The sequence below is a fragment of the Methylobacterium sp. EM32 genome (assembly GCF_040593685.1).
GTDB lineage: Bacteria > Pseudomonadota > Alphaproteobacteria > Rhizobiales > Beijerinckiaceae > Methylobacterium.
Genome location: NZ_JBEXZS010000263.1, coordinates 1 through 18,696, shown reverse-complemented (window position 1 = coordinate 18,696; position 18,696 = coordinate 1). Strand labels below are relative to the sequence as shown.

The following is an 18,696-nucleotide window of genomic DNA, read 5'->3' as shown; positions in this document are numbered from 1 at the left end:
CATGAAGGCTTTCACCTACGAGCGCCCCGCCAGCGTGGCAGAGGCCGCCAGGGCCGTGGCCGGCCAGCCCAATGCCCGCTTCATCGCCGGGGGCACCAACCTCCTGGATTTGATGAAGCTGCAGATCGAGACGCCGACCCACCTCGTCGACGTCAACCGCCTGCCGCTCGACCGGATCGAGGCGACGGCCGAGGGCGGGTTGCGCATCGGCGCGATGGTGCGCAACGCCGATCTCGCCGCCGACGAGCGGGTACGGCGCGATTACGGCGTGCTGTCGCGCGCGCTGCTCGCCGGCGCCTCGGGCCAGCTGCGCAACAAGGCGACCACCGCCGGCAACCTGCTGCAGCGCACCCGCTGCCCATATTTCTACGACACCGCGATGCCGTGCAACAAACGCCAGCCCGGCTCCGGCTGCTCGGCGATCGGAGGGTTCAACCGCATCCTGGCGGTGGTCGGCACCTCCGAGCACTGCATCGCGACGCATCCCTCCGACATGGCGGTCGCCATGCGGGCGCTCGACGCCATGGTCGAGACGGTGACCCCGGAGGGCGCGGAGCGAAAGATCCCGATCGCCGACCTGCATCGTCTGCCCGGCGACACGCCGCAGGTGGAAACCAATCTCAAGCCCGGCGAGATCATCACCGCCGTGACCCTGCCGGCGCCGGTGCGTGGCCGCCATGTCTACCGCAAGGTGCGCGACCGGGCGTCCTACGCCTTCGCCCTCGTCTCGGTGGCGGCGGTGATCGAGGCCGACGGGAGCAAGATCCGTTCGGCCCGCCTCGCCTTCGGCGGCCTCGCCCACAAGCCGTGGCGGGTGGCGGAGGCGGAAGCGGCGCTCGTGCGCGAGGGCGTCGGCGCCGCCGGCGAGGCGGCGTTGAAGGGCGCCCGCGGCTACGGCGCCAACGACTTCAAGATCCCGCTCGCCAAGCGCACCCTCGCGGCCGCTGTCGCCGAGGCGATGCGCGCCTGATCGCCGGATTCGGAGAAAAGCCATGGACATGAGCCAGCCGATCGGCGTCACGCCCCTCGATACCCAACCCCACGGCCCGGTGGGCCAGCCGATCGACCGCGTCGACGGTCCCCTGAAGGTCACCGGCCACGCCACTTACGCCTACGAGAGCCGGGAGATGCAGAATCCCGGCTACGGCTTCGTCGTCACCGCAACGATCGCCAAGGGCCGCATCCGCGAGATCGACACCGTGGCTGCCGAGCGGATGCCGGGCGTCGTCCACGTTCTGACCCACCGCAACGTGCCGCCGCAGGGCGAGAAGAAGGAGCAGGTCGGCCCGCTCCTGACCGGCACCGAGATCAAGCATTGGGGCCAGCCGGTCGCCCTGGTGGTGGCCGAGAGCTTCGAGGAGGCCCGCGCCGCGGCAGCGGCCGTGCGCGTCGCTTACGACCAGGAGAAGGGATCCTACCTGCTCGCCGACGCGCTGGCTGAGGCGAAGAAGCCCGAGAAGGCGCGGACGCCGCCGGATTCGTCCCTCGGCGATTTCGAGGGCGGCTTCGCCGCGGCCCCGGTGAAGATCGACGCGCGCTACACCACCCCGGTGCAGAGCCACGCAATGATGGAGCCGCACGCCACGGTCGCGGCCTGGGAGGGCGATCACGTCACGCTCATCACCGCCAATCAGATGCCGAATCGCGGCCAGGACGCCCTCGCCTCGGTCTTCAAGCTGCCGAAGGACAATGTGCGGCTGATCAGCCGCTTCATCGGCGGTGGCTTCGGCGGCAAGCTCCAGCCGCAGGCCGACGCGATCCTGGCGGCGCTCGCCTCGAAGAACCTGAACGGCCGGCCGGTGAAGATCGCGCTCACCCGTCAGCAGGTCTTCCACGTCACGACGCGGCGCTCGGACACGGTGCAGCGGGTGCGCCTCGGCGCCGACCGGGACGGCAAGCTGACCGCCATCGCGCATGAATCCTGGTCCGACACCACGCCGGGCGACAGCTTCTTCGAGACCTCGGCCAACGTCACCCGGTCCCTCTACGCCGCCCCGAACCGCCTGACGGCGCACCGGCTGGCCTCGCTCGACCTGCCGCTCTCCTCCTCGATGCGGGCGCCCGGCGAGGCGGTCGGCATGCTGGCCTTCGAATGCGCCATGGACGAGCTGGCGGAGGCGCTGAACCTCGACCCAATCGAGCTGCGCATCCGCAACGAGCCGGCGCAGGATCCGGAGAAGCACGTCCCGTTCTCGACCCGCCAGCTCGTACCCTGCCTGAAGGAGGGCGCGCGCCGCTTCGGCTGGGACCGGCGCAACCCGAAGCCCGGTTCGGTCCGGGACGGGCAGTGGATGGTCGGCCACGGCGTCTCGGCCGCGGCCCGCCTCAACCCGCTCCAGCCGGCGAAGGCCAAGGTGCGCCTCGACCCCGACGGGACGCTCACCGCCCGGATGGCGATGACCGATATCGGCACCGGCACCTACACGATCCTGAGCCAGATCGCCGCCGAGATGATGGGCGTGCCGATCAAGCAGGTACGGATGATCCTCGGCGACACCGCCGATCCGATGTCCTCCGGGTCCGGCGGCTCGTTCGGCGCGGCCTCCTCGGGCTCGGCGCTCTACATGGCCTGCGAGGCCCTGCGCGAGCAGCTCCTGGCGAAGACCGATCTGAATCCTGCGAACGCGGTCTTCACCGACGGCCGGATCACCTCGGGCAACCGCTCGGCGGCGTTGCGCGACCTGATCGGCGCCGGGCTGGAGGCCGAGGGCGAGATCAAGCCGGGCGAAAACGAGAAGAAGTTCTCGCAGTATTCCTACGGCGCGCATTTCGCCGAGGTCGGCGTCGATGCCGACACCGGCGAGATCCGGCTACGGCGGATGCTCGGCGTCTTCACCGGCGGGCGCATCCTCAACCCGAAGACCGCCCGCTCGCAGGCGATCGGCGGCATGGTGTTCGGCGTCGGCGCGGCCCTGATGGAGGCGATCGAGGTCGATTCCCGCTACGGCAGCTTCGTCAACCACGACCTCGCCGAGTACCACGTCCCGGTCCATGCCGACCTGCCGGAGATCGACGCCGTGTTCCTGCCCGAGCTCGACGACAAGGCGAACCCGCTGAAGAGCAAGGGCTTGGGCGAGCTCGGCATCTGCGGCGCGGGGGCGGCCCTGGCGAACGCGGTCTACAACGCGACCGGGATCCGGATCCGGGACTATCCGCTGACGCTGGACAAGATCCTGGAGGGGTTCACCGCTCGGGAGACCGGGCAGCGGCGGGCGTGAGCGCGCTGTCGACGGTCTGATTTGCTTGAACGGATCGAACTGAAACCCTCCATGTCATCCCGGGCTCGCCGAAGGCGAGAACCCGGGATCCATAACCGCGGAGGGTGCAGGACAAAGCGGATCGCGTGCCGACCTATCCTGTCTCGTCAGCGGTTATGGGTCCCGGGTTCCGCTGCGCGGCCCCGGGATGACACCGCGGGTGTCGGTTCTTCCAGCGCGAATCGATCACCCTGCTGTCAAATCTACGACCGGAAGATCCGCGTATACTGCGTCTCGTGCCGGAACGAGCCGAGATCGAGCCGTACGGTCGCGGTCCCTGCCTCGTCGAGGGGGATTCCCTGAATCGCTCGCGCCAGGGACGCCGCCCGGGGCATCAGCGCCGCCACCACCCGCGTGCCGGCGGTCTGGCCCACGGGGGCGAGGCGCAAGCTGGCCGAGACGAGGTTCTGCAGGAAGGCCGCCAGATAGGCCGCCAGCACCGTGCCGCGGTCGAGCCCGTGGGCGCCCGCCGCCGCGCCGACCGCGACCGGGTAGGCCACCGGACCGTCGAGATGGGAGCCGAGTTCCGCGAGGCGCGGGACGTCCCAGGCGGCGCGGGTCGCGTCGAGGAACGAGCGGCCCTGCTGGCTGGTCTCCAGGTGCAATTCCCGCGAGGGGCTGAGGGCCAGGGCGAGGTCGTTCACCGCCACCAGAGCCTCCGCGTCGCCCACGGACGCCGCGTCGTGCGCGTGGGCGGCCAGGATCGCGTCGCTGCGGCCGGCGCCGTGCTCCAGCACGTCGGCGAGCCAGTCGCGCAGGGAGGCCTCGTCGCGCACGTCGCCGGCCTCCACCGCCCATTCGAGCCCGTGCGAGTAGGCATAGGCCCCGACCGGATAGCCCGGCGAGAGCCAGGCGAGCAGCACCAGGGCGTCCGGGACCCGCTCAGCCATGGGAATGGTCGTGCGGGTGGTGGTGATGCCCGTGCCCGTGGTCGTGTCCATGGTCGTGTGCGTGCCCGCCCGCATAGGCTCCGCCCTCGGGCCGGAACGGCCGTTCCACCGGCATCGCGGTGCCGCCCAACCCCTCGACCATCGCGGCGAGCACGTGGTCGTACGCGATCCAGAGCGCGTCGGTGCCGATCTCGGCCGGGATGTGCCGGTTGCCGATGTGCCAGATCAGCCGCTTCAGGGCGTGGTCGGTGGGCGCCCGGATCTCGAGCAGCCGCTCGGGCGCCGCCTCGACCCAGACGAGGCGACCGTCCTCGAGCCGCAGCGCGTCGCCGTCGTCGAGCAAAGCCGGCTCGGGCAGATCGAGCAGGAACGCGAGGCCGCCGACGCCGCGCATCACCATGCGGCGGCGGTGCCGGTCGCCGGAATCGAGCACGATGCGGTCGACGATCTCGCCGGAACTGAGGGCGTCGCGGCGGATGACGCGAGTGGCGCGGATCATGGGGTGATGTGATTCCATTCTAAAAATGATCAGACGACATCCGGCTCCTCCGGTCCCGGATAGAACCGCTCGTCGAGGATCTGCACCAGCGTGTACGGGCAGTCCGGCGGGAAGCTCCTCTCCGGCAGCCCGGTCTCGTCGGCCGCCCGCACCCGGGCGAGGCGATAGGCCTTGCCGAGGACCTCCGCCGGCCAGGCGCGCAGGCTTGGGCTCATCGTCACGAGGTCGTCCAGGCTCGTGCGCTGCTCGACGATCGTCGCCCGCCAGCCGTATTTCCGCTGCTGCGGCTGATGCTCCCATTTCAGGAGGTGATGCAGCAGGACGGTGAGGCGGGAGCGGATCTCGGATTTCTGCGAGCCGCCCAAGTCGGCGATCTCCTCGGCCAGGGCCTCGCGGTCGAGGGCCGACCAGCGGCCGGCCCGGATCAGCGCGGCCTGCGCTTGCGTCCAGAGGTAGTAGTCGGTGTCGTGCGAGACATTTGTCTCAGGCAGGGCACCGGTATCCGGCGCCCGCTCGGCGAGCTTGGGCATGACGATCGCTCCTGCCCGCCACATTACCTCAGAACAGGAAGTAGCGCTGCGCCATCGGCAGCACCTCGGCGGGCTCGCAGACCAGCAACTCGCCGTCGGCGCGCACGTCGTAGGTCTCGGGGTCGACCTCGATCACCGGGGTGGCGTCGTTGTGGATCATGCTCTTCTTCGAGATGCCGCCGCGCACGTTCTCGACCGCGACCAGCTCCTTCATGACGCCGAGCTTCTCGCGAAGCCCCGCCTCGATCGCGGCCTTCGACACGAAGGTGAGCGCGGTCTTCGCCGGCACGCGGCCGAAGGCGCCGAACATCGGGCGGTAATGCACCGGCTGCGGCGTCGGGATCGAGGCGTTGGGGTCGCCCATGGGAGCGGCCGCGATGGCGCCCCCCTTGATGATCAGATCCGGCTTCACACCGAAGAAGGCCGGCGACCACAGCACCAGGTCGGCGAGCTTGCCGACCTCCACCGAGCCGATATGGCGCGAGATCCCGTGCGCGATGGCTGGGTTGATCGTGTACTTGGCCACGTAACGCTTGGCGCGAGCGTTGTCGTTGCCGGAGGAATCGCCCGGGAGCGCCCCGCGTTGCCGCTTCATCTTGTCGGCGGTCTGCCAGGTGCGGATGATGACCTCGCCGACCCGGCCCATCGCCTGGCTGTCCGACGACATCATCGAGAGCGCGCCGATGTCGTGCAGGATGTCCTCGGCGGCGATCGTCTCCTTGCGGATCCGGCTCTCGGCGAAGGCGAGGTCTTCGGGGATCGACGGGTCGAGGTGGTGGCACACCATCAGCATGTCGAGATGCTCGTCGATGGTGTTGCGGGTGAAGGGCCGCGTCGGGTTGGTGGAGGAGGGCAGCACGTTCGCGAGCCCCGCCACCTTGATGATGTCCGGCGCGTGGCCGCCGCCGGCGCCTTCGGTGTGGAAGGCGTGGATGGTGCGGCCCTTGAAGGCTGCGATCGTGTCCTCGACGAAGCCCGATTCGTTGAGCGTGTCGGTGTGGATCATCACCTGGATATCGTGGGCGTCCGCCACCGACAGGCAGCAATCGATCGCCGCGGGGGTGGTGCCCCAATCCTCGTGCAGCTTCAGCGCGCAGGCGCCGGCGCGGATCATCTCCTCCAGGCTGTCGGGCTTCGAGGCATTGCCCTTGCCGGCGAAGGCCAGGTTCATCGGGAAGGCGTCGGCCGCCTCGATCATCCGGGCGATGTGCCAGGGGCCGGGGGTGCAGGTGGTGGCGAAGGTGCCGTGGGCCGGGCCCGTGCCGCCGCCTAGCATGGTGGTGATGCCGGAATTCAGCGCCTCGTCGATCTGCTGCGGGCAGATGAAGTGGATGTGGCTGTCGAACCCGCCGGCAGTGAGGATCTTGCCTTCGCCCGCGACGACCTCGGTCCCGGGCCCGACCACGATGGTGACGCCGTCCTGGATGTCCGGATTGCCGGCCTTGCCGAGCGCCGCGATCCGCCCGCCCTTGAGGCCGACGTCGCATTTCACGATGCCCCAATGGTCCAGCACCACCGCGTTGGTGATGACGGTGTCGACGGCGCCGCCTTCATTGCTGGCCTGGCTCTGCCCCATCCCGTCGCGGATCACCTTGCCGCCGCCGAACTTCACCTCCTCGCCGTAGCGGGTGTGGTCGTGCTCGACCTCGATGACGAGGGAGGTGTCGGCGAGGCGGATGCGGTCGCCCTTGGTCGGCCCGAACATCGCCGCGTAGGCGGCGCGGGGGAGGCTGGCGGGTTTGGGGGTGTTGGACATCAGACCGCTCTCCGCGCCGCGACGGCGGATTGATCGAAGATGGATTCGAGGGCCGCATTCGTGCCGCGGCAGCCGGCGACGACGCTCTCAGCCCAGGCGACGTAGTCGAGGACCCGGGTCCGGTCCCAGTCCTCCGGCGGGCTTGCCACGAGGGATCGCAGGTTGCTGATCTTGTCGGCGACCTTGATCGCCTTGGCATCCGGCGACTTGTGCGGTGCCCGCTCGACCTGGAGACGCTTGCGCTCCGCCTTCGGCAGCGACTTGTCGTCGGTGACCTCGGCCACGAGATCGGCGACGACCGGGCCGAAGAGGCCGGCGAGTTCGTCGCGGGTCGTACCGGTATCCTCGACCGTGTCGTGCAGCCAGCCGGCCGCAATCAGCCAGGCGTTCGGCTCGCTCGCGGAATCGGCGAGGAGGGCTGCGACTTCAGCAAGGTGATTCACGTAAGGTTCCCGCGCGGCACCCTTGCGGCGCTGACCCGCATGCCGGCGGGCCGCAAAGTCGGCCGCCCGCGTCACCAGTGCCAGATGTTCGCGCAAGACCTTGTCGTAGGGGCTCACAGCGCCCCCATCACGTCGCCCCGGAACCCGTACACCGCGCGCCCGCCCCCCATCGGGATCAGCACCACCTCCCGGGTCGAGCCCGGCTCGAAGCGGACAGCCGTGCCCGGCGCGATGTCGAGGCGCTGGCCCCGCGCCTTGTCGCGGTCGAATCGGAGCGCCGGGTTGACTTCGAAGAAGTGGTAGTGCGAGCCGACCTGGATCGGCCGGTCGCCGGTATTGGCGACCTCGATCACCGTGCGGGCCGCGCCCTCGTTGAACACGATCTCGCCGTCCGGGGTCGTCACCGCGCCCGGCACGTCGGCGGCGGGGGTGCCGCGGATCGGGTGGTGGACGGTGACGAGCTTGGTGCCGTCCGGGAAGGTCGCCTCGACCTGGATGTCGTGGATCATCTCTGGCACCCCCTCCATCACCTGGTCGGCGGTGAGGACCTGGGCGCCGAGCCGCATCAGCTCGGCCACGGTGCGGCCGTCGCGGGCACCCTCGACCACGAAGTCGGTGATCAGCGCCACCGCCTCGGGGTGGTTGAGCTTCACGCCCCGGGACAGGCGGTTGCGGGCCACCATCGCCGCCATGGCGACGAGGAGCTTGTCCTTCTCGCGGGGTGTCAGCAGCACGGGCGAATCCTCTGGATCACGGGCCGCCCCATCCTTCACCGAGGCTCGGCCGCGAGGCAAGGTTTCGGCAGGCAAGAACCGAGCCGCGCGCTCACGTCTGCCACACCCGCGGCAGGGGCCGGCCGCGAAACCCCTCGAGGATCCGCGCGGCGGCGAGGCGCAAGGGGCCGATCTCCGCCCCGAGCAGACGCATCACCAGCATGCCGTTCCAGGCGCTCGCCCCAGCCTCGACCGCGAGGGATTCGCGGCCGGCCGCCTCGATCAGGTCGCGGGCCTGGTCGAGGCGGCTCTCGGCGTCGGGCGCGAGGTGGAGGAGCGTCGCCATCGCGCGGGCGCCGCCGGCCACCGCCCGGCGGGCGAGCGTGTCCGCGATGGTCCCGTCGAGGCGGAACGTGTCGGCATAAACGAGACGCCCGGCGCGGCGCAGGCGCCAGGAATCGGCGAGCCGGCCGTCCCGCATCACCTCGCCCTTCGCGGCGCGGCCGAAGACCAGGGCCTCGAACAGGGTGAGCCGCGCATCCGCCGCCATCTCGGCCGAGAAACTGCGGGCAAGCCGCGCCCCGTCGAACAGGATCGTCTCCTGCGGCAGCCAGGCCAGGGCGGCCCCGGGCTCCAGGGTCAGCGCCACGTCGAGCCGCGTCACCGGCCCGTCCGAGCGGTAGATCTTCTCCGCCGCCGTGGTGGTGAGCACGAGGTCGGCGTGCCGGGCGAGCTGCGCCTCGATCGTGAAGCGGTCGCCGCAGGCGATGCCGCCGGCGCTGTTGAGCAGCACCGCCTCCATCGGGCCGGGCTCGGGCCGCGGCAGGCGCAGGCGTAAGGGGCCGGATTCGGCGAGGTCGGTGACCCGCGTGGCGCCGCCCGGCATCCGGGCGACGCTCAGCGCGACGTGTCCGATCGACCGCTGGCGGCGGAGGGCGTCGGGAACCGGGGGAGCTTGCATTGTGAGCCCAAGGCTGACGCGGGAAGGCTGGCGCGAAGGCAGACGCGGACGGTCCTCACGGTCACGCTTAGACCGCGCGAGCGGCCCCGCAGGCAAGCCCCTCGGCGACAGAACCTTGGCACCATCCGATGATGCCGGCGAGCGACCGGGCGCTCAGCAGAATCTGCCGCGCAGGCCTGCCTCTCCGGCGTCCGCGCACTGGCGCCCCTGCTAGTGTCCCCCGATCAACGGGAGCTCACCATGCCTGCACCTCTCCTCCACATCGACACCACGCCGGACCTGCCGGCCGCCGCCGAGGTGGTGGTGATCGGCGGTGGCGTGGTCGGGACCTTCACGGCCTATTACCTCGCGCGCCGGGGCGTCAGCGTAGCCCTGGTCGAGAAGGGCCGCATCGGGGCCGAGCAGTCGAGCCGCAACTGGGGCTGGTGCCGGCAGCAGAACCGCGACGCCCGCGAATTGCCGATGGCGACGAAGAGCCTCGACCTGTGGGACCGTCTCACGGCCGAGATCGGCGAGGATCCGGGCTTCCGCCGCTCCGGCCTGCTCTATCTCAGCAACGACGAGGCCGAGATCGCCCGCTGGGCGAAGTGGCGCGACTTCGCGGCCGGGGAGGGCGTCGTCACCCACATGCTGAGCGAGAGCGAGGCGCGTGCGCGGGGCGGCGCCACCGGGCGGACCTGGAAGGGCGGGGTGTTCTCGCCTACGGACGGCATCGCCGACACCTCGCGGGCGGTGCCGGTGGTGGCGCGCGGCGTGATGAAGGCCGGCGGCAGCGTGCACCAGTTCTGCGCCGCCCGCGGCCTCGAACTCGCGGGCGGCCGGGTGAGCGGCGTGGTGACCGAGAAGGGCACCATCCGCACCCGCATCGCGGTGATGGCCGGCGGCGCCTGGGCCTCGTCGTTCTGCCGCCAGCTCGGCATCCGCTTCCCGCAATCGGCGGTGCGCTCGTCGATCCTGGCGGTCGGGCCCCATGTCGAAGGCCTGCCCGACGCGCTCCACACCGCCGAGATCTCGGTGACCCGGCGCGGCGAGACCGGCGGCCACACGCTCGCCATCAGCGGCCGGGCCAGCGTCGATCCGACCCCGCAGCAGATCCTGTTCGCGCGGGAATTCGTGCCGATGTTCGCCAAGCGCTGGCGCGCCCTGCGGCCGGGCGGCACCGAGGGCTGGCGCAGCGGCCACGAGACCGCCGCGCGCTGGCGCCTCGACGAACAGACCCCGATGGAGCGCATGCGCATCCTCGATCCCCGGCCCGACGCGCGGCTGGTGGCCGAGACCCACCGTCGGGCCCTCGAGCTGCTGCCGGCCCTGCGCGGCACCGCGATCACCGCCTCCTGGGCCGGCTACATCGATTCAACCCCCGACGGCGTGCCGGGGATCGGCGAGGTCACGGGCGTGCCGGGCCTGATCCTGGCAGCGGGCTTCTCCGGCCACGGCTTCGGCATCGGCCCCGGCGCCGGCCACCTCATCGCCGACCTCGCCTCAGGCGCCGCGCCGATCGTCGATCCCAAGCCCTACCACCCGGACCGGTTCGCCGCCTCGGCCTGGGGGAAGGTGGCGGATTTCTAAGCGCGGCGCCCTGGCCTAAGCTCCCTCCGCTCCAGCGGAGGACGCGCCATGGACCTGTCGTCACCCCAGACTACCTGCCGGGTCGTGCGCCCGGGCCCCGATTACGTCGGCAAGCAGGCCCTCACCTACGCGCCGGCGGTCTCGGCCGAATCGGTGGGGTCGAAGGCGCTGCACATGCAGCTCGTCACCCTGCCGCCCGGGGCCCGCGCCAAGGCCCACCTGCACGAGGCGCACGAGACGGCACTCCACGTGCTCTCCGGCGTCGCCGGCATGTGGTACGGCGAGCGGCTGGAGCAGCATCTCTGGAGCCGGGCCGGCGACTTCGTCTACATCCCGGCCGGGATGCCGCACCTGCCCTACAATGCCAGCCGGACCGAGACCTGCACGGCGGTCATCGCCCGCACCGACCCGAACGAGCAGGAGAGCGTGGTCCTGCTGCCGGAGCTGGACGGGTTGCGGCTGGCGGAGGGGGACCTGATGGCGTAGGGCGCATCGCGTCCGGTCGGTCCGGGTCCGGAACCGCCCCGCGAAACGGCCGCGACCTGGCTCGCGGGCCCTCGGCGCGCCCGCGCGAGATCTCGGCCCCTCGAAAGGCCTGCGCGGTGTGCAGGCCTTTCAGATACTGGAATAGGAATAAAAGGATATATAGGGCGATTGATGATTTCGGGATTGTGTCGGATATTGTAAGATCTTAGATCGGAACATATTGCCCTAAAGACAATTGCCCCCTTCGAGATGCAAACATTATTCACGACCGCCAACGTCCGTCCCGAGGATCGGTTTCGCCAGTGGCGTGAGCTCTGCGAGGATCGGTTGGTCCCTATGGTGCAGAGTTCCTCGAGCGACGAACCGTTCCAAGCTGTGATCGAAGGCACCACGGTCGGTTCGTTCGTCTTCACGAAGTTTTCCCTGCAGAATTTGCGCGCTTCGACCACACCACAGACGATCCGACACCAGAATAATAAGACAGATCATCTATTTTTGAGCGTCGTGCTCTCCGGATCCGTGAAGGCGAACCAGAACGACCGCTCCACCATCGACCGGGCGGGGGATCTCTCGGTACGGGATCCCAACACGCCTTGGACCATCGAGCACGAAGGATATAGCGAAGTTCTGGCCATCGAGATTCCGCGCGATCGCCTGGAGCGCGTCCTCGGATCGTCCCGCCATTTCGTCGGCTTGGGCGTCGGAGGGCATCTTCCGGTCACGGCGCTGGCGCGGTCGTTCCTGCATAATCTCAGCCAGTTGAGCGAACAGCTGACGCCGGAATCGGCCGAGCGCATGAGTGCGACGGGCATCGATCTCGTCGCCGCGAGCATCGCCGAGCGGATGGCGCTGGAGGTTCCCGGATCCCTCAGGTCGTCGCTGACCATGCAAAAGGCGAAATCCTACATCGACAACAACATCGGCAATGCCGATTTGAGCCCGATGCAGGTATCGAGTGCCGTCGGCGTATCTCTGCGCCATCTTCAGGTTCTGTTTCGCGAGAGCGGGCAGAATATCGCCGCCTGGATCTGGCACAGGCGGCTGGAGAATGCGGCACGCCGTCTTTCCGATCCCATCAGCGCCCATATGATGCTGCAAGAGATCGCCTATCGATGCGGTTTCTCGGATCAGGCCCATTTCTCTCGTCGATTTCGCAGCCAGTTCGGCATGAGTCCGAGCGAGTATCGCCACGAGGCGCTCGTCCGTAGAGCAGGTGCGAGATCGACGAGTGGTTAAAGTTTTTCCGCGTTAAGATGACAACGCCCAGATTCGCTTCGCCCGGTTCGAACGACTTCGACCCTCGGCGGCTGACCGGTGGCCGGACTGCATCGGACGCGGCCGAACCTGGTGCGACCGAATCCGGTGCTCTTGGCGAGCTTGGAGCGCTCGGCCGTGAAGTTGGCCGCGACCATCGGGTAGTCCGGTGGCAGGCCCCACTTGCGGCGATACTCGTCCGGGGTGAGCCCGCGTATGGTCAGGTGGCGCTTGAGCGACTTGTAGGGCCTGCCGTCTTCCAGGCTGATGATGTGGTCCGGGGTGATCGTCCGATGGATCGAGGCGGCCGGCATCGGCCTGCCGTCCCCGGGCGCCGACGGGGGACAAAACTTCACCAGGGCCGCATGGGTTGCCGCCACGAGGCCCGGCAGCTTCGAGACCGGAATGTTGTTTCTCATAGCGTAGGCGCCGACGATATCGGAGGCGAGGGCACCGATGTCGATGCCCTTCTGCGTGACGTCATCCATCCGAGAGGCCCGAACTCTCTATTGTCTGCAAAAGAACGATAGAGCCTGCGCGTCGAGATGGATCAAGCCTTGATACGGCGCATCAAAATGAATTGCGCTCTGGAGCAAATCCGGAGCCGGTCAAGTTGTGCTGCGCTCGTGTCTTGTCGCCTTGGTTGCAGATCGCGAGGCGCGCCATCGAGGCCCGCCTCGCCGATCATCCCCGACAAAGACCCCGTCAGCGGACAGGCGGGCCCTCACGGCGGCGCCGGAAGCGGGGCGATCCTGCGGTTTCGTCAGGCGCCCGAAACCTCCCGCGGCACGATCCCCTCCACTGCCGCGACCAGCCGGTCGAGATCCGCCGGCCCGGAGAGGCGGTGGTCGCCCTCCTTGATCAGGGTGAGGACCACGCCGGCCGCCGGCAGCCGATCGACCAGCGTCATCGCGTGCGGCCAGGGCACGTCCGGATCGGCCATGCCCTGGAGGATATGCACCGGGCAACCCGGATCGATGGGGCCGCCGAGCATCAGGTGGCGCCGCCCGTCCTCGATCAGTGCCCGGGTCACCGGGGTCGGCTCGGGCGAGTATTGCGACTCGCGCCGCCACACCCCGTCCCGCATCACCTGCTGGCGGATCTCCTCCGGGAACTGCTTCCACATCAGCTCTTCGGTGAAATCCGTCGCGGGGGCGATCAGAACCAGGCCGGCGGGCCGGACCTTCGCCGCGGCGAGCAGCGCGATCCAGCCGCCCATCGAGGAGCCGACGAGCACCGGGCGCGCCGGCGCCAGGGCGGCGATCACGGCTTGCGCGTCCGCCAGCCAGTCCGAGATCGTGCAATCGGCGAAGGTGCCCTCCGACTCGCCGTGGCCGGTATAGTCGAAGCGCACGAAGGCGCGGCCTTCCCGCGCCGCCCATGCGTCCAGGGCCTCGGCCTTGGTGGCGCGCATGTCCGATCGAAAGCCGCCGAGCCAGACCACCGGCGGTCCGGCACCGGGCCGCACCAGGGTGGCCAGGCGGCGGCCCCGCACCGGCAGCATCTCGGCAGGTGTGCGCGCGGGTTCTTGCATGACGTTATCCCCGTTATTCAATGTGCAACCCCAGAGCATTTTCCGACGAAGTGGACACCGGTTCGTCGTAGAAAATGCTGCAAAATCAAAGATGTAGAGCGGCGTTCGATCGCCACGCGATCGAACGCCGCTCTTGCCGCGGGCGGCCGGCGCCCAAGGTTTACCGATCCGCAACAACGTAGGGCGACCTTGATGCATCGTCCGTGAGCGGACCGCGACGGCGGGGTTCTACACCGGAGGCGGCCGGCGACCATATGCGAGATCCGGCCGGCGTTCCGTCGGCCCTTCGTCGAACCCTGCGCGGAGCGGGCACCGTCACGCCGCGAGTGCTGCGATCAGAACTTTGACCCGGAGTCCCATGCCGTCGAGCCAGGCCACGCCGTTCCCGGCCGCGAGCCATCCGCTGGCGGGCCGCACCGTGCTCCAGATCATCCCGGAGCTCGACGCCGGCGGCGCCGAGCGCACCGCCGTCGACGTGGCGGCGGCGCTCGCCGCCGCGGGCGCCCGCGCGCTCGTCGCCACCGAGGGCGGCCGCCTCGTCGGCGAGTTGCAGGCCAAGGGCGGCGCCTGGGTGCCGTTCCCGGCGCGGACCAAGAATCCCTTCGTCATGGCGCTCAATGTCGGCCGGCTGATGCGGATCTGCCGCGCGGAGCGGGTCGACCTGATCCATGCCCGCTCCCGCGCCCCGGCCTGGGTGGCGCTGGGCGCGGCGCGGCGGCTGCGCATCCCCTTCGTCACCACCTATCACGGCAGCTATGCCGGCCGCTCGCCGGCGAAGCTCCTCTACAACTCGGTGATGGCCCGCGGCGACGCGGTGATCGCCAACTCGCACTTCACCGCCGACGCGATCCGGCGCCTGTTTCCGCAGATCGCCGGAAACCGGGTGCGGGTGATCCACCGCGGCACCGATCTCGCCGCCTTCGCGCCCGCCCAGGTGACGCCGCAGCGGGTCGAGGCCCTGCGCCGGGCCTGGGGCGTCGCCCCGCACGAGCGGGTGGTGCTGCTCGCCGCCCGCCTCACCCCTTGGAAGGGCCACCGCGTGCTGATCGAGGCGGCCGCGGCTTTGCGCGCCCAGGGGCTGTCCGAGTTCACGGTGGTGCTGGCGGGCGATCCGCAGGGGCGCACGGGCTACCTGCGGGAGATCGACGCGATGATCGCCGCCCACGGCCTCTCAGCCCAGGTGAAGCGCGTCGGCCATTGCGGCGACATGCCGGCGGCATACCGGGCGGCCTCCGTCGTGGTGGTGCCCTCGACCGAGCCCGAGGCCTTCGGCCGCTCCGCGGTCGAGGCCCAGGCCCTCGGCACGCCGGTCGTCGTCTCGGATCTCGGCGCCGTGCCGGAAACGGTGCTCGCCCCGCCGGAGGTGCCGGCGCACGAGCGCACCGGCTGGCGCGTGCCCGCCGGCGACCCGCAGGCCCTGGCCGCCGCCGTTGCGGAGGCGTTGCAGCTCGGCGCCAGCGCCCGCGACGCCCTGGTGCGCCGCGCCCGCCGCCACGTCGAGACGCATTTCTCCCTCGAGCTGATGCTGGCCGACACCCTGGCGATCTACGCCGCGCTCCTCGGCGTCGCACCGGCGGGGGAGGGGGCTTGAGCGGGCCGGCGCACCCGGATCACGAATCCGGGATCGCCTCCCGGGCCGAGCCGGATCTCGGCAACCAAGTTCCACTTGCGCGAGTTGACAAACCGGGCGATCTCGCCAAGGTGCTAGCGTACACCACGAGTATGCCCGCGCGGTGGTTCGGGACTGGTCCGGAAGGACATGGTCGGCGGGCCGCCGCCGGACGACGTGATTGAGGAGAATGAAGCCATTCGCAGACCTATGAGAGCCATGCCGGCCCCGCAGAAAGACGGGCCGCGCGCCAACCGGGACATCCGCGGCGTCCGCGAGGTGCAGCTCATCGACGATACCGGTCAGAACCGCGGTGTCATGGGCTTCTTCGAAGCGCTGCAGGTCGCCGAAGAGGCGGGCCTCGACCTCGTCGAGATCGCGCCGAACTCCGTGCCTCCGGTCTGCAAGCTTCTCGACTACGGCCGCTTCCGCTTCAACGAGCAGAAGAAGCAAGCCGAGGCGCGCAAGCGGCAGAAGACCGTCGAGGTCAAGGAGATCAAGCTCCGGCCGGGCATCGACAAGCACGACTACGAAGTCAAGATGAAGGCCGTGCAGCGGTTCTTCGAGGAAGGCGACAAGGTCAAGGTGACCCTCCGCTTCCGCGGCCGCGAGATGGCGCACCAGGATCTGGGCCTGCGCCTGCTTGAGCGCGTGAAGTCCGAGACGCAGGAAATCGCCAAGGTGGAGAGCGAGCCGCAGCTCGAAGGCCGCCAGATGATCATGATCCTGGCGCCGCGCTAAGCACGGCGCACCGCCGCGTTTTTCCGCGCGGGATGGATCACGGAGCGCTCCGGGCGCGGGCCTCTTTGTAAGAAGACCCGCGCGGGGAGCATCGAAGGGCCGGGCATGTCCCGGCCCATCGCTTTTTTACTTCAGCAACACAACCTGTGCGTCGCCGGTCCGGCGCACCACGTTCACCGTCACGTCGCTGCCGTGACGATGGATCAGCAGGTCGACGTGGCTGTCGCCGAGCTTCAGGTTGCGGATCAGCACGTCGTCGAGGAAGGCCGGCAGGATCGGATCGCGAAAACGGATCCGGTTGCGGTCGTGGCGCAGCTCCAGCCCGAGACAGGCGGCGAGGAACGCGAAGGGTGCGGCCGCCGCCCAGGCCTGCGGGCTGCACGCCACCGGATAATTCGTCGGCCCGCGCTGCTTGCGCTGGATGAAGCCGCAAAAAAGCTCCGGCAGCCGCCGCCCCTCCTGGTAGAGCGAGGCGCCGTGCTGGCCCTCGAACACCCGGGCGGCCTCGGCCTTCAGGCCGTAGCGGGCGAGGCCCAGCGCCACCAGGGCGTTGTCGTGCGGCCAGATCGAGCCGTTGTGGTACGACATCGGGTTGTAGCGCGCCTCGCCGACCGCGATCGTGCGCACGCCCCAGCCGTTGAACCCGTCCTTCGACATCAGCACCGCGGCGACGCTCGAAGCCCGCTCCGGATAGGCGATGCCGGTGAACAGCGCGTGCCCAGCATTCGAGGAGCGCACGGCGCAGGGGCGCTTCTCGCCGTCGAGGGCGAGCGCGTAGGTGCCGAGTTCAGGGAGATAGAACTTCTCGTCGAAGGCCTGGCGCAGCCGCTCGGCCTCGCCCTTCAGGCGCTCGGAGAGGACGTCGTCGCCCATCAGCGCGGCGAGCTTCGCGGCGCCCTTCTTGGCGGCGTAGACGTAGCCCTGGACCTCGCAGAGGGCGATCGGCCCCTGCGCCATGCGGCCGTCGGCGTGGAAGATCGAATCGTGGCTGTCCTTCCAGCCCTGGTTGGCCAGGCCCTTCTCGGTCTCGCGGGCGTATTCGACGAAGCCGTCCCCATCCCGGTCGCCGTACTCGTCGATCCAGTTCAGCGCCGCCAGAAGGTTGGGCCAGATCGCCCGGATGGTCGCGAGGTCCCCGGTCTGCTCGTAATACTGCCCGGCCAGCATCACGAAGAGCGGCGTCGCGTCGATCGTGCCGTAATAGAGCTTGAACGGGACCTCGCCGAGGATCGCCATCTCGCCGTTGCGGGTCTCGTGCAGGACCTTGCCGGGCTGGGCGTCGGCGGCGGGGTCGACGGTCGTCGCCTGCGTCGCCGCGAGGTGGCGCAGCACGCCCTTGGCGATCTCGGGATCGATCCACAGCGTCATCATGGCGGTGATGATGCCGTCGCGGCCGAAGACCGTGCTGTACCAGGGGATGCCCGCATAGGGGTAGACGCCGTTCGGCGTGCGGCTGAGCAGCATGTAGAGGTCGGCCGTCGCGCGGCAGGCGGCCTCGTTGAACTGGTCGTTCGAGCTCTCGATCGTGGTGATGTTGGCGGTGGCCTTGCGCAGGTCGCGCCGCGCGTCGCGATAGGCGAGCGCGAAGGTCATGCCCTCGCCCTTCGGATGGCCGTCCTCGCGGCGCGGGCTCGGATAGGCGGCGTGGGTGAAGGGCAGGGCGCTGCCGAGTACGGCCAAGCCGGCGCGGCCGAGATCGACCGTGTCGCAGATCGCCCGCACGAAGAGCGAGGCGCGCCCGCCGGGGGCGAGCCGGACCTCGAACTCGGCCCGGTTCGCCTCGAGCCGCGCGGGTCTGGGGCCGAAGCGCAGGCGGGTGGTGCGGCGGCGCTCGTCGAGCCCGTCATAGGTGAACGTCACCTCGTTGGCGCCCGTCACCTCGACGCTGCGCTTGCCGCGATGCGCCCGGTCGCTGCCGCGCACCTCGAACAGGTCGCGGAAATCGGCGTCGAAGCTCAAGGAGACGCGCAGGTGGCGCGGCTTGGTGTCGTAGTTGCGCAGGCCGATCCGGTCGTAGCAGGTGCCGCGAAACAGAAACTTGGTCCGCTCCAGCGCGATGATCTCGCGCGGGATGCTGGTCTCGTCGCCGGCGTCCAACCGGATGTCCGGCGTCGTCAGGTCGACCGAGAGGGCGCCGTTGTCGTCCTGCACCACCGAACCGAGCAGCATCGGCCGCTGGCCCTCGACGGTCAGCTCCAGGCGCGACAGGAAGCGCGTGTCCTGGAAGTACAGCCCCTCGGGCCCCGGGAAGACGCCGATGTCGCCGTAGCTGTCGAGCACCGCGAAGGCGTCGCCGTGCTTGAGCGAGCGCAGTTGGCGCTCGACCAGCGAGGTCTGCGCCTCGATGTGGTATTGCGGCAGCGTCTCGTCGTCGGGGGCGGTCGCGACCATCGGCACGGCTTCACTCCTTGGGGCTTCGCTCCGCGCGGCGACGCGGGGAAACGGGGCGGGATC

At 69.8% G+C, this 18,696-nt stretch carries 17 protein-coding genes; 7 read left to right on the top strand and 10 right to left on the bottom strand.

The window, feature by feature from the left end; translation table 11 throughout:
• The first annotated feature begins 1 nt into the window (after window position 1).
• Together ABZT49_RS32260 and ABZT49_RS32255 are read left to right on the top strand one after the other, a co-directional pair.
• Window positions 2–970 carry a xanthine dehydrogenase family protein subunit M gene (locus ABZT49_RS32260; RefSeq protein ID WP_355292440.1) on the top strand — a complete coding sequence of 323 codons (969 nt, stop codon included), beginning with the start codon at window positions 2–4 and terminating at the stop codon, window positions 968–970.
• A 22-nt stretch (window positions 971–992) separates the two neighbouring features.
• A complete protein-coding gene (locus ABZT49_RS32255) occupies window positions 993–3,218 on the top strand; it encodes a xanthine dehydrogenase family protein molybdopterin-binding subunit (protein ID WP_355292438.1) in 2,226 nt (741 codons plus the stop codon).
• 242 nt (window positions 3,219–3,460) lie between these two features.
• Here the strand turns inward: ABZT49_RS32255 and ABZT49_RS32250 are convergent, their stop codons facing one another.
• The 7 genes from ABZT49_RS32250 to ABZT49_RS32220 all read right to left on the bottom strand — a co-directional run bounded on the left by ABZT49_RS32250 (window position 3,461) and on the right by ABZT49_RS32220 (window position 9,049).
• The gene (locus ABZT49_RS32250; protein WP_407943616.1) at window positions 3,461–4,198 is read right to left on the bottom strand and encodes an urease accessory protein UreF; all 738 of its coding nucleotides are present in this window, start codon (window positions 4,196–4,198) and stop codon (window positions 3,461–3,463) included.
• On the bottom strand, window positions 4,140–4,646 hold the full coding sequence (locus ABZT49_RS32245) for an urease accessory protein UreE (RefSeq protein ID WP_355292436.1): 507 nt from the start codon (window positions 4,644–4,646) through the stop codon (window positions 4,140–4,142). The genes ABZT49_RS32250 and ABZT49_RS32245 overlap by 59 nt, the downstream gene beginning before the upstream one ends.
• A gap of 29 nt (window positions 4,647–4,675) precedes the next feature.
• Window positions 4,676–5,176 (bottom strand): DUF29 domain-containing protein, encoded by a 501-nt coding sequence (locus ABZT49_RS32240; RefSeq protein ID WP_355292434.1) that lies wholly within the window; start codon window positions 5,174–5,176, stop codon window positions 4,676–4,678.
• Between the two features lie 28 nt (window positions 5,177–5,204).
• Window positions 5,205–6,932, bottom strand: a complete 1,728-nt coding sequence (ureC, locus tag ABZT49_RS32235) for an urease subunit alpha (protein ID WP_355292432.1) — start codon at window positions 6,930–6,932, stop codon at window positions 5,205–5,207.
• A complete protein-coding gene (locus tag ABZT49_RS32230) occupies window positions 6,932–7,492 on the bottom strand; it encodes an HD domain-containing protein (protein WP_407943615.1) in 561 nt (186 codons plus the stop codon). Before ABZT49_RS32230 ends, ureC begins: the two co-directional genes overlap by 1 nt.
• Window positions 7,489–8,109 carry an urease subunit gamma gene (locus ABZT49_RS32225; RefSeq protein ID WP_355292431.1) on the bottom strand — a complete coding sequence of 207 codons (621 nt, stop codon included), beginning with the start codon at window positions 8,107–8,109 and terminating at the stop codon, window positions 7,489–7,491. Before ABZT49_RS32225 ends, ABZT49_RS32230 begins: the two co-directional genes overlap by 4 nt.
• A gap of 91 nt (window positions 8,110–8,200) precedes the next feature.
• Entirely contained in the window at window positions 8,201–9,049 is an 849-nt protein-coding gene (locus ABZT49_RS32220; protein WP_355292429.1) for an urease accessory protein UreD, read from the bottom strand.
• 240 nt (window positions 9,050–9,289) lie between these two features.
• On the opposite strand from ABZT49_RS32220, the gene ABZT49_RS32215 reads away from it, so the two are divergent.
• The 3 genes from ABZT49_RS32215 (at window position 9,290) to ABZT49_RS32205 (ending at window position 12,340) form a co-directional block, all read left to right on the top strand.
• Window positions 9,290–10,618: an FAD-binding oxidoreductase gene (locus ABZT49_RS32215; protein ID WP_355292427.1), complete on the top strand. Its 1,329-nt coding sequence runs from the start codon at window positions 9,290–9,292 to the stop codon at window positions 10,616–10,618.
• Between the two features lie 48 nt (window positions 10,619–10,666).
• The gene (locus tag ABZT49_RS32210) at window positions 10,667–11,104 is read left to right on the top strand and encodes a cupin domain-containing protein (RefSeq protein WP_355292425.1); all 438 of its coding nucleotides are present in this window, start codon (window positions 10,667–10,669) and stop codon (window positions 11,102–11,104) included.
• Window positions 11,105–11,353: 249 nt separating this feature from the next.
• Entirely contained in the window at window positions 11,354–12,340 is a 987-nt protein-coding gene (locus ABZT49_RS32205; protein WP_355292423.1) for a helix-turn-helix domain-containing protein, read from the top strand.
• Here the strand turns inward: ABZT49_RS32205 and ABZT49_RS32200 are convergent.
• Together ABZT49_RS32200 and ABZT49_RS32195 are read right to left on the bottom strand one after the other, a co-directional pair.
• The gene (locus ABZT49_RS32200) at window positions 12,337–12,846 is read right to left on the bottom strand and encodes a MucR family transcriptional regulator (protein ID WP_355292421.1); all 510 of its coding nucleotides are present in this window, start codon (window positions 12,844–12,846) and stop codon (window positions 12,337–12,339) included. The two genes, ABZT49_RS32205 and ABZT49_RS32200, sit on opposite strands and share 4 nt — an antisense overlap.
• Before the next feature lie 275 nt (window positions 12,847–13,121).
• Window positions 13,122–13,892: an alpha/beta hydrolase gene (locus tag ABZT49_RS32195; RefSeq protein ID WP_355292419.1), complete on the bottom strand. Its 771-nt coding sequence runs from the start codon at window positions 13,890–13,892 to the stop codon at window positions 13,122–13,124.
• A gap of 358 nt (window positions 13,893–14,250) precedes the next feature.
• Between ABZT49_RS32195 and ABZT49_RS32190 the strand changes: the two genes are divergently transcribed.
• Together ABZT49_RS32190 and infC are read left to right on the top strand one after the other, a co-directional pair.
• Entirely contained in the window at window positions 14,251–15,483 is a 1,233-nt protein-coding gene (locus ABZT49_RS32190; RefSeq protein ID WP_355292417.1) for a glycosyltransferase family 4 protein, read from the top strand.
• A 237-nt stretch (window positions 15,484–15,720) separates the two neighbouring features.
• Window positions 15,721–16,242: a translation initiation factor IF-3 gene (gene infC / locus ABZT49_RS32185; protein ID WP_048430889.1), complete on the top strand. Its 522-nt coding sequence runs from the start codon at window positions 15,721–15,723 to the stop codon at window positions 16,240–16,242.
• Between the two features lie 126 nt (window positions 16,243–16,368).
• On the opposite strand, the gene ABZT49_RS32180 is transcribed toward infC, so the two are convergent.
• Complete coding sequence (locus tag ABZT49_RS32180) at window positions 16,369–18,633, bottom strand: amylo-alpha-1,6-glucosidase (protein WP_355292490.1); 2,265 nt, start codon at window positions 18,631–18,633, stop codon at window positions 16,369–16,371.
• Window positions 18,634–18,696 lie beyond the last annotated feature (63 nt).

Bases quoted from the DNA above. Each gene is read 5' to 3' on its own strand.
- ABZT49_RS32210 (WP_355292425.1), top strand. From the start codon at position 10,667: ATGGACCTGTCGTCACCCCAGACTACCTGCCGGGTCGTGCGCCCGGGC.
- ABZT49_RS32250 (WP_407943616.1), bottom strand. From the start codon at position 4,198: ATGGACACGACCACGGGCACGGGCATCACCACCACCCGCACGACCATT.
- ABZT49_RS32205 (WP_355292423.1), top strand. From the start codon at position 11,354: ATGCAAACATTATTCACGACCGCCAACGTCCGTCCCGAGGATCGGTTT.
- ABZT49_RS32215 (WP_355292427.1), top strand. From the start codon at position 9,290: ATGCCTGCACCTCTCCTCCACATCGACACCACGCCGGACCTGCCGGCC.
- ABZT49_RS32180 (WP_355292490.1), bottom strand. From the start codon at position 18,633: ATGGTCGCGACCGCCCCCGACGACGAGACGCTGCCGCAATACCACATC.
- ABZT49_RS32220 (WP_355292429.1), bottom strand. From the start codon at position 9,049: ATGCAAGCTCCCCCGGTTCCCGACGCCCTCCGCCGCCAGCGGTCGATC.
- ABZT49_RS32255 (WP_355292438.1), top strand. From the start codon at position 993: ATGGACATGAGCCAGCCGATCGGCGTCACGCCCCTCGATACCCAACCC.
- ureC (WP_355292432.1), bottom strand. From the start codon at position 6,932: ATGTCCAACACCCCCAAACCCGCCAGCCTCCCCCGCGCCGCCTACGCG.
- ABZT49_RS32260 (WP_355292440.1), top strand. From the start codon at position 2: ATGAAGGCTTTCACCTACGAGCGCCCCGCCAGCGTGGCAGAGGCCGCC.
- ABZT49_RS32190 (WP_355292417.1), top strand. From the start codon at position 14,251: ATGCCGTCGAGCCAGGCCACGCCGTTCCCGGCCGCGAGCCATCCGCTG.
- ABZT49_RS32245 (WP_355292436.1), bottom strand. From the start codon at position 4,646: ATGATCCGCGCCACTCGCGTCATCCGCCGCGACGCCCTCAGTTCCGGC.
- ABZT49_RS32240 (WP_355292434.1), bottom strand. From the start codon at position 5,176: ATGCCCAAGCTCGCCGAGCGGGCGCCGGATACCGGTGCCCTGCCTGAG.
- infC (WP_048430889.1), top strand. From the start codon at position 15,721: ATGCCGGCCCCGCAGAAAGACGGGCCGCGCGCCAACCGGGACATCCGC.
- ABZT49_RS32195 (WP_355292419.1), bottom strand. From the start codon at position 13,892: ATGCAAGAACCCGCGCGCACACCTGCCGAGATGCTGCCGGTGCGGGGC.
- ABZT49_RS32200 (WP_355292421.1), bottom strand. From the start codon at position 12,846: ATGGATGACGTCACGCAGAAGGGCATCGACATCGGTGCCCTCGCCTCC.